Source organism: Polaribacter sp. Hel1_33_78, assembly GCF_900106075.1.
GTDB lineage: Bacteria > Bacteroidota > Bacteroidia > Flavobacteriales > Flavobacteriaceae > Polaribacter.
On sequence record NZ_LT629794.1, the window covers coordinates 925,991 to 938,314 of the forward strand.

The following is a 12,324-nucleotide window of genomic DNA, read 5'->3' on the forward strand; positions in this document are numbered from 1 at the left end:
TAACATTGCTAAAATAACCAAATAAAATCAAAAAGAAATCTTAATAGATATGGAATTTTTAAGCGTCAAAATTTTACTGTAAATTTGTTGTAACAAGAGCTGTAATAATGAGTGAAATAGTAAACAAAATCTACAGAAACAACACCATCATATATAAGGTGTTTTTATTTTTAATTGCAACTACTGCAATCGTGTATTTGTTTCCAAAAGGGGGGCAGTTTAAGTATGATTTTAACAATGGTCAACTTTGGAAATATGATAATTTATACGCTCCTTTTGATTTTGCAATTCAAAAAACGGCGGAAGAAATTTCTCTTGAAAAAAAAGAAATTAAAAACAATGCAAAGCTGTATTTTAAATACGACACGAATATAGTTGAAGATGTAAAAGTAACTTTCAAAAATAAAATATCTCAACTAAACTTTAGTGATTCTCTAACTATTGATGAAATTAGTGAATTAAAAAAAACAGGAAATAAGATTATACAAAAAGTGTATAATGCTGGTTTTCTAGAGTCTGTAAGCGAGGGTAGAGTATCTTCAAAAGACCAAATAATTGCGCTCAAAAAAGAGAATGAAGTACAAGATGTTTTATTCAAAAACTTGTTGACGTCTAAAAATGTTTTGGAAATCATTAATACTAATTTAGGCGACGAGCCTTTTGACTACGGACAAAAATTGGTTTTAAATTTATTGGCAGGCGTAGTAGAACCCAATGTTTCTTTTAATAAGGATTTAACTGATAAAATAATTGATAATGAGCTAGGTCATATTTCTTATACCAAAGGGAAAGTGGCATCCGATGAACTTATTATTTTAAAAGGAGATATTGTTGCAGGTAGAAAGTTGGCTATTTTAAATTCTTTAAAAAGTGAATTTGATGCAAAAGTTTGGACAGATTCAAATTATAATTGGATTGTTTTTGGATATACAATATTGGTTTCTTTAGCATTGTTAATGTTATTGTTGTTCTTATATAAAAATAGATTAGAAATTTTTAATAATAATACGAAAGTAACCTTCATTTTTTTCAATGTATTTGGCATGGTTTTTATTCAAACCTTAGTCATTAAGTATAATTCAGATTATTTATATGTTGTACCATTAAGTATTCTTCCAATTGTTTTAAAAGCCTTTTTTGATGCTAGATTAGGTTTGTTCACTCATGTACTAACAGTCTTACTCTTAGGGTATATTGTACCCAACAGTTTCGAATTTATTTACTTACATATTATTGCGGGTATTGTAACGATATTAACTGTTTCAGAACTTCACAAGAGAGCAAATTTATTTATTTCGGTAGCGCAGATTACCTTAATTTATATGATTACCTATTTTGCTTTTTCCATTATAAAAGAAGGAAATGCCTCTCAAATAAATTGGGACTATTTTATACTATTCGCTCTCAATGGGTTGTTATCCTTTTTATCTTTGATTTTAATTTATATTTATGAGAAGGTCTTTGGATTGGTCTCTGACGTTACTCTTTTAGAACTTTCAAACACAAACACAAAGCTTTTAAGAGAGTTAAACGAAAAAGCCCCAGGAACATTTCAACATTCAATGCAAGTAGCTAACTTAGCAGAAGCGGCTGCGAATGAAATAGGGGCGAATTCTATGTTGGTAAGAACTGGAGCATTGTACCATGATATTGGTAAGATGTTAAATCCTATGTATTTTATAGAAAACCAAGCTACAGGCGTAAACCCTCATAATGATTTATCTCCAATAGATAGCGCTAAGATTATTACAGATCACGTAATAAAAGGGGTTGAGTTGGCCAAAAAGTACAACTTGCCCGACAGAATTATCGATTTTATAAGAACCCATCATGGAACAAGTTCTGCGTATTATTTTTTTAAAAAGGAGCAAGAATTAAATCCTGATACAATTGTCGATATTAAGAAATTTCAATATCAGGGGCCAATTCCATTTTCAAAAGAAACAGCAATTCTAATGATGTGCGATGCAGCAGAAGCGGCTTCAAAAAGTTTAAAAAACCCTACAGCTCTTTCAATCAGTGGTTTAATAGATAAAATTATTGATAAACAAATGGCAGATAATCAGTTTTTAAATTCAGATATTACTTTTAGAGAAATTAAAGTAATCAAAAAAGTGATAAAGAAAAAGTTGATGAATATTTACCACTTAAGGTTAGAGTATCCAGAATAAAAAAATCTAATAAAAAGATAAAAAAATCTTGTTAATTAGTAATTGTAGTTATACATTTGCACTCGCAATTTTTAATTCAAGCTTTCAGTTTGAAGTCGAAAGGAGAGATGGCAGAGTGGTAATGCAGCAGATTGCTAATCTGTCGACCTTAGGGTCGCCAGGGTTCGAGTCCCTGTCTCTCCGCTAAAATATTGCATTCGGGGTGTAGCGTAGCCCGGTCATCGCGCCTCGTTTGGGACGAGGAGGTCGCAGGTTCGAATCCTGCCACCCCGACACAGTTGGTCGTAACAACTTAAAAATTACGGGCTCTTAGCTCAGCTGGATAGAGCACCTCCCTTCTAAGGAGGCGGTCGAAGGTTCGAATCCTTCAGGGCTCACTTAAACCACACTATTTTTAGTGTGGTTTTTTGTTGTTTTTAACTTTATTTTTAAGACAGTGAATTGTGTCATTTTAGGGCATATTTGACGTAATAAGAAGGAAAAGGGGGTATTTTTTGGGTATTTTTTATTAGGTAATATTATATAATATTGCAAAACACCATTAATGACTATAAATGATCAATTTTATTCTTGTTACAAAAAGCAAGAATAAAGAAACAAGGAAAATATTGTTCACATGATTACTTATCAATCGGCTATTAAACATTTACTCAGAACTTTGGTTTGAAAAACTCAATAATAATATTCATTCATTTTTAAAAATAGCATAAAAAAAATCATAAAGTTTAAGAGGTTCGTTTTTCCAGAATTTGATTTAACATATCTATTAATATATCAAATCAGATTTTTTTTTAAATTAATTAATTTAACTAAATTTGGTTTTTAAAAAAAAATGCAGCTTGTTTAAAAACAAGATTTACTATATCAAAATTTAAATCTTATTATTTTTAACGAATTGCTCATATTATAATATGAAGCTTAAAAAGAAATTATTGACTTTGTTAAAAAACAATGTTACACTTTTTGCTATAATAGTTTTTGCTTTTATCCTGTTTAAATCTTACGCTAATAATGAAAATCAGTCGATTGGTAAATTTTCATTTATTCCTAGTGCGACTATAAAGGCTGAAAAAAATGAAATTTGTGCAAGAGAATTTATGGCTATTACTTTTGAAGGCTCAGGAGGAACAGCTCCTTATGTTTTTACGTACAAAATAAATGATAGCTCAGAACAAACGATAACGTCTAATAATTTAGGTATTGCAGAAATTAACTTTATGGAAGTTGATGCTAATAGTTATAATTATAAACTTATTAGTGTTAAAGATAATAACTCGGTAGTTACTCAAATTGACAATCAAGAAGTTACTATAATTGTAAATGCTATACCAGTAGTTGATTTTACATTTAATAAAAATAATGTTTGTGCAGGTGAACTAATAACGTTTACACCACAAGTTTCAGGTGCTGGTGGTTTTAAATATGAATGGATCTTTCAAGATGGTGTAACGTCAGAGCTTGAGAGCCCTTCTCATTCTGTTGAGTATTTTGGTTGCACTACCCAAGAGCAAACTTTTAGAGTAACATTAACTGTATTTGATAAAAATGGTTGTCAAAACTCTCAAGTAAAAAATGTAACTGTAACACCTAAACCAGATCTTGAATTTAGTGATGCAGATTCAAAAAATTTTAACAACTGTGATAACGCATCGCCCTCTAACCCCGAATTCACGATTAATGTTGCTAATGATTCACAATCTACCTGTGTAGATTCGTATTCTATAGATTGGGGTGATGGAAACTCAGAATCTTCTATTACATTTCCTATTGCACACACTTATTTAGATTTAGGTGTTTATACGATGAAAATTAGAGGAATTGGCGACTCTGGATGTTTTAGCGAACTCTCTTATCAAGTTATAAACATTGGCAAACCTGTAAGTGATTTTTCGATCGTTGGAAATCAAAATAATGTATGTTTAACTGATGCTGAAATAGATTTTGAGATAACAAACTTTGAAACGAACTCTTCAGATACAACCTATACTGTTGATTTTGGTGATGGGTCGACCTCAGAAACATATACTCAAGATGAAATTCAGGATGATAATATAGTTAGTCATATATATGAAAAAGTGAGCTGTTCTGAGCCAAATGGTGCGTTTATAGCTACATTATCAATGCAAAATTTATGTTCAACAACTGAAGTAGTAGTAAATGATATTAAAATTCTAGAATCCTCAATAGCGGAATTTGAATCTCAAGATATTGCTTGTATAAATAGTGATATAGAATTTATAAACAAATCTTTTATTGGAGACAATATCGATTGTAATAAAGCCGCAAACTTTCAATGGGATTTTGGTGATGGAACAATCGTTAATGATAATGCTTCAAGCGTTTCAACAAATCAAACGCATCAATATACTAATTCAGGTAACTTTACGGTTACTTTATCAGTAAGTACTGAATGTGGTACAGACATCTTTACAAAAGATATTTGTATTGAAGAAGTTAATACGCCAACCTTTGCTCTCGATGAAGATGCTGGTTGTGTTCCTTTAAATGTAACCGCAAGCAATACAACAACAGAAAACACAGTATGTAGCGGCGCTGTTTACGAGTGGGAAGTTACGTATACTGAAGATAATTGTGAAACTTCTGCTTCTTGGAGTTTTGCAGACGGCACAGACAAAAATTCAGAAAATCCAAGATTTTTGTTTAGTACTGCAGGACAATATACTATTGTGCAAAAGATAATAACGGGTTGTGGTACAGCAACAAATTCTAAAATAATTGAAGTTAAAAAACCGCCAACAGTTAATATCGACCTAATTAATGATGCTTGTGATAGTGTAACTATAAATCCGATAGCAACTATTCAAAATTGCACATCTAATGCTGCAAGTATTACTTATAACTGGACATTTGTTGGCGGGCTTCCTGCTTCTGCAAACACTTTAAATCCTGGAAATATTATTTATGGCGCACCAGGGACGTATGAAGTAACTTTAGAAGTTACGAATGACTGTGGTGTTTCTGATGTAGCAACTCAAACTTTTGAAGTATTTGAAAAACCAGTAATCACAAATACGGATTTAACTCAAGAAATTTGTTCAAATCAAAGTACATCGTTAATTAATTTAACATCAAATATTGCAAATACAACCTATTCTTGGTCTGCTGCGGCTTCTCCGGGTATTACGGGCTTTATAGAAAATGGAGACTCAAACTTAATACCAAGCCAAACTTTAATAAATAGCCAAAATACAAGTGGATTGGTAACATATACAGTGATTCCCAAAAATAATGATTGCATAGGGGAAGGAGATGCAGTAGAATTTGTAATTACAGTAAATACCTCACCAAGAATTACATCACAACCTGTTTCATCAGAAATTTGTGAAAGCGGTGCGGCAACACTTTTAGAAGTTGCTTTCGAAAATGGAACGGGTATAGCAACGTATCAATGGTTTTCAAATTCGACTGATTCAAATTCTGACGGAAACCTAATCGTTGGTGCAACAAATAATTCTTACATCCCACCAACTGATAATTTTGGAGAATTATTTTATTATGCAGTAATTTCATTTTCTTCTGGTGGATGTAATCAAATAGTTTCAAATACTGCTAGTGTAAATGTGCTGGAACAACCAAAAATTAATCCAATAGATGCTATTCAAAACTATTGTCTTCGTGACATCTCAAAAGAATTAGAAGTTACATATTCCGGAGCAACAGGAATAGGTGTAACTTACCAATGGTTCTCAAATAATATAAATGAAAATTCTGGTGGAAATCCCATAGTTGGTGAAACTGCAAATTCTTATCAACCTCCTACTGATAATTTAGGAACTTTTTATTATTATGTAGAAATTGCTTTCTCCTTTGGAGATTGTTCTTCAATCATTTCTAATACAGCAAATGTAATAGTGAATGAAATACCTGTTATTTCTTCTGCAGATATAAGCATATATAGTAATGGAACATTTTCTTTTGATCCAAATACAGTTGCAGGTAATACAGTAACTAACAGTACAACATACACATGGATCACACCTAGCTTTAATCCTACAGGTGCAATTATTGGAGCTTCTGCAACTACAACGCCTCAGCAAATAATAAGTCAAACATTAGAAAATACAACAAACTCACCTGTAAAAGTGACTTATACTATAACACCAACAAGCACAACTTGTAGTGGAAATACTTTTACTTTAGAAGTTACTGTAAACCCAAGTATAAACCCAAATGCAGTTGTTTTAAATAATAGTTGTTTTGAGACAAATGATGGCTCTATTACTACAAATATTTCAGGAGGTATTCCATTTGATGCTGGCAATCCCTACATAATTTCTTGGATTGGACCAAATGGTTTTAATTCATCGGATGCTTCCATATCAGATTTAGTAGCTGGGCTGTATACAATAACAATCGAAGATAAAGAAGGATTTACGGTAAAAGAAGAATTTAGGGTTACACAACCAGATGCGTTAGCGATTACTAAAGATGTAGAAAAAAATATTTCCTGTTTTATGGGTGATAATGGTACAATAGAAGTTACTATCGATGGTGGTACATTGCCTTATACATATAATTGGACAACCACAAATGGTAGTGGAATTATACTGAATGAAAAAAATCAGAATACATTAACAAAAGGAAATTATACGTTAGAAGTCATAGATAAAAATAACTGTACAATCTCATCAAGCTTTGCACTTACTGAGTCAGAAGAAATTAAAATTGATTTCATTAGTAAAAATGATATTTTGTGTTTTGGAGATGCAGCTGGTTCTTTAGAAGTTGATGTTTCTGGAGGTATAAAAAAAGAAATATCTGCAGGTGTTTTTGATTATGTGTATAATTGGTCAGGGCCCAATGGATATGCAAGTACTTCAAAAAATATAGATAATTTATTTGCAGGAACCTATACTTTAAATGTAATTGATGATTTGGGTTGTACAGTAAATGCTTCTTTTGCTGTAAATCAATTAGATCAAATTAATATTGATGTCATAAAAACAGATGAGAGTTGCTATCAAAAAAACGATGGAAGTATTGATGTAACTTTAACAGGAGGAACAGCACCCTATAACTGGTCTTGGAGTAATTTAGCAACTGGTTTAACCTTGTCAAATTTAGCTCCAGATACCTATACAATCTCTGTTACAGATGCTAACAATTGTACAGTACAATTATCAATAGTGATTAATGATGCCATTTTTTATATTGAGCCTACTACAATACCTATGACATGTAACTCAGCAAATGATGCCTCGATTAATTTGAATTTAACAGGGGGTATTGATCCAGTTTCCATAGTTTGGAGTGATGGTATAACAGGAGAAGCTCAAAGAAGTAATCTGGCAGCAGGTACCTATTCTGTTACCATAACTGATAGCAATGCAACTCAATGCCCCATAGAGGAAACCTTTATTGTGTCCAACCCTCCCTTAATTGTGGTAGCAGAAACAGTTATAGATGCAACAGATTGTGATATCGAAAATAGCGGAAGTATCAATTTAGAAGTTTCTGGAGGCGTGGCTCCGCTTTCTTTTTTATGGAATACAAATGAAACCTCAGAGGATTTAGAAAATATTGGTGAAGGTGATTATTCGGTTCAAATTACAGATGCAAATGGTTGTATTGTCATAAAACAATTTAATATTTTTAGACCAAAACCAATAGATATTAATTTAGATGAGGTTTTGGTAAAAGACTGCGATTTAAAAGCAACAAGTAAACAAATAATAACTACTGTTACTGAAGGTGTTTTGCCATTTACCTATACTTGGTCTTCAGGAGCGATATCTGGCTTAGAAAACAATATTATGACTACTTCTCAAAGCGGTGAATATTCATTAAAAATTGTGGATGCTAGGGGATGTGAAGTAGTTAAAACATTCAATGTAGATGTGCCTTCAATTGGAATTCAGGATTTTAGTTATAATTCTTTTGCATCTGATAATTACAATTTATTTTCAATCCAAGACCCAATTCAGTTTACAAATTTATCAACAGGAGATTACAGCAAAGTTACTTGGGATTTTGGTGATGGCAGCGGTGTTAGTAATGAAGAAAACCCAGTTTATACTTATGATGAAGTAGGTTTTTTTACGATTACGTATACTGTAGAATATGAGGCTGGTTGTACCTATGTTTTGGCGAGAGATGTAAATATTACGAAAGGTTATATTTTAATTATTCCAAATGCTTTCACCCCAAATGGAGACGGATATAATGAAACCATAAAACCTATACATAAAAGTTTTTCAGAAATAGAAATGACAATTTATAACTCTTGGGGGACCATTGTATACTATGAAAAAGGGTTAAACTTTAATGGCTGGAACGGTCTTATAAAAGGCTTGCCAGCAGAAAATGGCAACTATGTTATGGTTGTAAAAGGTCTTACTTTTTACAAAGGAGTAGTTATTGAAACGGCACCGTTTACACTTATAAAATAAGATGAAGAAAATTATTATTATATTTTTTGTTTTTACAGGTGTAATTAGTTTTGCACAAGATGTTATTTTTTCACAAGCATTTTTAGTTCCAGAAACTTTAAATTCTTCTTTTACGGGTTCTATTAGAAGTACAAAGGTTGGCTCTTTATTTAGGTCTCAATGGAGAGGCAGTGCTTTTAAAACGAACTCGAATTATGCTTTTTTTGATACTTGGTTAGAAGGTTTTAAAACCGGTATTGGGATTAGTTTTTTAAACCAAACGGAAAGTGTTTCTAGCTATACTTTTAATCAAGTTAATTTTAATTATGCAATGGCATTTCAAATTAGTGATACTTGGTTTTTTAGACCTAGTATCTCTGTTGGTTTTGGAATCAAAAATTATGGTTTTCAAAATTTACTGTTAGAAGATCAAATTAATTTGACTAATTACACTATAAATACATCAACTATAGATCCAGCTTTATTGGGTAGTCAAAGAAATTTTTTTGATTTTAGTTCCTCTCTATTATTTAATAATGAAGACAGTTGGATTGGTTTGACGGTAAGGCACTTAAATAAACCCAATATTTCTTTGACTGAAAATGGAAATGCTCCATTAGATATGTTTTGGTCTGTACATGCAAAATATTATCTACCGATTTTAGAAAATCATACAGATTTATCTAATCGTAAAAGTAAAATCTATGTACTCTCTAATTTTATGAGGCAAGGTAGTTTTAATAGATTGGATGTTGGTGCTCAATATGTTTTTGAAAATCAGTTTTCTTTAGGAATTACAGCGGGTTTAACGCCTATAAAAAATGAATTTACAACTTCATTATTAAGCTCAGTAAGTACTTTTGTAGGTTATAGATGGCAAGGTTTTAGATTTGGTTATTCCTATGATTTTAATACAATAAACCTTGTAAATTCAGGTGGTATTCACGAATTTTCTGTTTCTTATGATTTTGACATCAATATTAGAGTTTTAAATAGATATAAGTGCGTTTCTGCTTTTTAAGGTTTTAGGGCGTTTAAAACTTTTTAAATCGTTCAAAAATATTTCATCTTAGATTTTCTGACTTTTTTCGTATGCTAATTTTCTTTCAGCTAATCTTCATAATATTCAAGTTTTAAAGTGCAGTAAAAGTAGACATGAAATTAAATTGGTCTAAGTTTAATAATTTAACGCAACAAATCTAAAATACCAGATTTGAAAAACTAGTAAGTAAAATCTTCGAAATTTAAGAGAAAACTTATTACATAGTTATAAGAATAAAAGGAAATTTTTTATTGTTAATTATTTTAATTTGTTGATTCTACTTAAGAATCTCTTTAAAAGTTACTAACTGGATAAGAACCCCTGAAATTAAGAGTTTATTTTTCGTAAACTGAAAATTAATTCACATTTAAAGGAGTTAGCTGAGTTAGTTTTTATTGATAGGAAGTTTTTAAATTATATCCGAGTAGAGCAGTTGCTGCAATAGTAATTTTATATAAGGACATAGCTATGTAAATTGTGTCAGAATTATCAGGTCATTGTACAAATTAGTTACTGGAAAGTTTGTTAACAAGTGAGATAGTAATGAAATTTAGATGGTTATAAATAAAACTCCACTTCTATAGAGAGGTGGAGAAAATTGCTGTGAAAAAGAAGAAAGAAATTTTCTTCTCATTAAAAATAATACTTATTTATGAAGTAGTGGAAATTGTGACTGGTTTTAACATGAAAATAACATAATATAGTTTTGTTAAAGTATCAAGAAGAAAGGCTCAATAGTAAAAAAAGTTATTTATTGTTGTTCAGTAGCCATTGTATCTTTGTATGCTAGCTGAGCAAATTCTAAACTCCGTGAATAGGTTAGAGATATGTTCGTTATATTTGTAGTATGTGGAATAGATTTCTTTATTTATGCAATTCATTAACTGTCGATGGTATATATATCGACATAACAATCAATCGTAGACAATACATTAGAGTGCGTTTTCTATAATTGATAAAGAAACGATTATAAGTTAAATTTCCCTTTAAGACGTTTAGGTTATCTATTATAAATCTAAATGCTTTAGTTTCTAAAACACTTTTTTTCTTACTTGCTTTAAGCCGTTTTGGCAATATCTCTTTGAATAAAGGATTTCAGGTAATAAAAGCTAAAGGTTTTCGATTTCCATTTAGAAATAAAATTTCATTAAAAATTAATTTCTAAGAAACAAAAAAGGTAATATTTTTTTAATAAAAAATTACCTTTTTGTTTATACTCATAGCACATTCCGTGATGCAATACATATACAGGGATTACATCGCAACTAGATCACCAGCAATGTCTTTAGAAGGTAATTCAGATTTACCCATTAAATATAGATCAACTTGTCTAGCGGCTTCTCTTCCTTCCGAAATAGCCCAAACAATTAGAGATTGTCCACGGCGCATATCTCCAGCAGTAAATATATTTGGAATATTTGTTTGGTATTTTCCGTACTCAGCTTTATAGTTAGAGCGGGCATCCTTGAGAAGGCCCAACTTATCGGCTAATGTACTTTCTGGACCGGTAAAACCCAAGGCTAATAAAGCTAAATCACAGGGCCAGGTTTTTTCAGTACCTGCTATCTCTATTAATTGTGGTCTTTCTCCGGGAACCATCTTCCACTCAACATTTACTGTTTTTAAGGCAGTTAGTTTTCCGTTTTTGTCTTTTATAAATTCTTTCGTATTGATTAACCAATTACGATCTGCACCTTCTTTGTGGGAAGAAGAGGTTTTTAATTGCAATGGCCAAAAAGGCCAAGGAGTAGTCGGTGAACGATGTCCCGGGGGTTTGGGCATGATTTCAAAATTTACTACAGACTTTGCTCCTTGTCTGTTTGAAGTACCAATACAATCTGAGCCTGTATCTCCTCCTCCAATTACAATTACGTCTTTATCCTTAGCTATTATTTGGTCTTTTACTTCTTTACCAAATAACATTTTTGTTTGTTGTGTTAAGAAATCCATAGCTTGTACAACACCATCAGCATCAATTCCGGGAGTTGGTAAGCTACGTTTTTCTGTGGATCCTCCGCACAAAACAATACTGTCAAAAGATTTTAGGTCTTTCACATCATAATTTACACCAACATTGACGTTCACTTTGAAGATGATTCCTTCCGCTTTTAAAATTTCTATTCTTCTGTCAATAATTCCTTTTTCCATTTTGAAATTAGGAATTCCGTAGCGCAATAAACCGCCTATTTCATCGTCTCTTTCAAAAATAGTAACCGTATGACCAGCTCTATTTAATTGCTGAGCAGCAGCTAAACCTGCAGGGCCAGAACCGATAACTGCAATTGTTTTGTTGGTTCTGTTTTTTGGAGGTTGAGGTTTAATCCATCCTTCTTTAAACGCACGTTCAACGATATTTTTTTCAATATTTTCAATAGATACTGGGTCTTCAATAATTCCTAATACACATGCTTGTTCGCATGGAGCAGGGCATAAGCGTCCTGTGAATTCTGGAAAGTTGTTGGTAGAATGCAATATCCATGAAGCTTTTTGCCATTCTCCTTGATGCACCATATGGTTGAAATCTGGAATTAGATTTCCCAAAGGGCAACCACTATGGCAAAAAGGAATACCACAATCCATGCAACGTGAACCCTGTTTTGTAATTTCTTTGTCTGAAAGAGGAACGGTAAACTCTTTATAATTTTTTACACGATCTATTACAGAAGTGTAGGTTTCATCTTGTCTTTCAAATTCTTTAAATCCTGTTATTTTTCCCATGACA

General features: G+C 31.7%; 4 protein-coding genes and 3 tRNA genes. 6 read left to right on the plus strand and 1 reads right to left on the minus strand.

The genetic code is table 11. The annotated features are described in order from the left end of the window. The first annotated feature begins 107 nt into the window (after positions 1-107). The 6 genes from BLT88_RS03980 (at position 108) to BLT88_RS04005 (ending at position 9,581) form a co-directional block, all read left to right on the plus strand. Positions 108-2,171, plus strand: a complete 2,064-nt coding sequence (locus BLT88_RS03980) for an HD family phosphohydrolase (RefSeq protein WP_091953144.1) — start codon at positions 108-110, stop codon at positions 2,169-2,171. 101 nt (positions 2,172-2,272) lie between these two features. Further along, positions 2,273-2,354 (plus strand) — tRNA-Ser (locus BLT88_RS03985). A 15-nt stretch (positions 2,355-2,369) separates the two neighbouring features. Continuing rightward, positions 2,370-2,444, plus strand: a tRNA-Pro gene (locus BLT88_RS03990). 30 nt (positions 2,445-2,474) lie between these two features. Then, positions 2,475-2,548: transfer RNA gene (locus BLT88_RS03995), tRNA-Arg, on the plus strand. A 534-nt stretch (positions 2,549-3,082) separates the two neighbouring features. Continuing rightward, positions 3,083-8,581 (plus strand): PKD domain-containing protein, encoded by a 5,499-nt coding sequence (locus BLT88_RS04000; RefSeq protein ID WP_091953145.1) that lies wholly within the window; start codon positions 3,083-3,085, stop codon positions 8,579-8,581. A gap of 1 nt (position 8,582) precedes the next feature. After that, positions 8,583-9,581, plus strand: a complete 999-nt coding sequence (locus BLT88_RS04005; RefSeq protein ID WP_091953147.1) for a PorP/SprF family type IX secretion system membrane protein — start codon at positions 8,583-8,585, stop codon at positions 9,579-9,581. A 1,275-nt stretch (positions 9,582-10,856) separates the two neighbouring features. On the opposite strand, the gene BLT88_RS04010 is transcribed toward BLT88_RS04005, so the two are convergent. Beyond that, positions 10,857-12,320: a glutamate synthase subunit beta gene (locus BLT88_RS04010; protein WP_036784855.1), complete on the minus strand. Its 1,464-nt coding sequence runs from the start codon at positions 12,318-12,320 to the stop codon at positions 10,857-10,859. Between the last annotated feature and the right edge of the window lie 4 nt (positions 12,321-12,324).

What these genes read in the sequence shown, in the direction of transcription:
- BLT88_RS04010 (WP_036784855.1), bottom strand. Translation starts at nt 12,320, where the DNA reads ATGGGAAAAATAACAGGATTTAAAGAATTTGAAAGACAAGATGAAACC.
- BLT88_RS03980 (WP_091953144.1), top strand. Translation starts at nt 108, where the DNA reads ATGAGTGAAATAGTAAACAAAATCTACAGAAACAACACCATCATATAT.
- BLT88_RS04005 (WP_091953147.1), top strand. Translation starts at nt 8,583, where the DNA reads ATGAAGAAAATTATTATTATATTTTTTGTTTTTACAGGTGTAATTAGT.
- BLT88_RS04000 (WP_091953145.1), top strand. Translation starts at nt 3,083, where the DNA reads ATGAAGCTTAAAAAGAAATTATTGACTTTGTTAAAAAACAATGTTACA.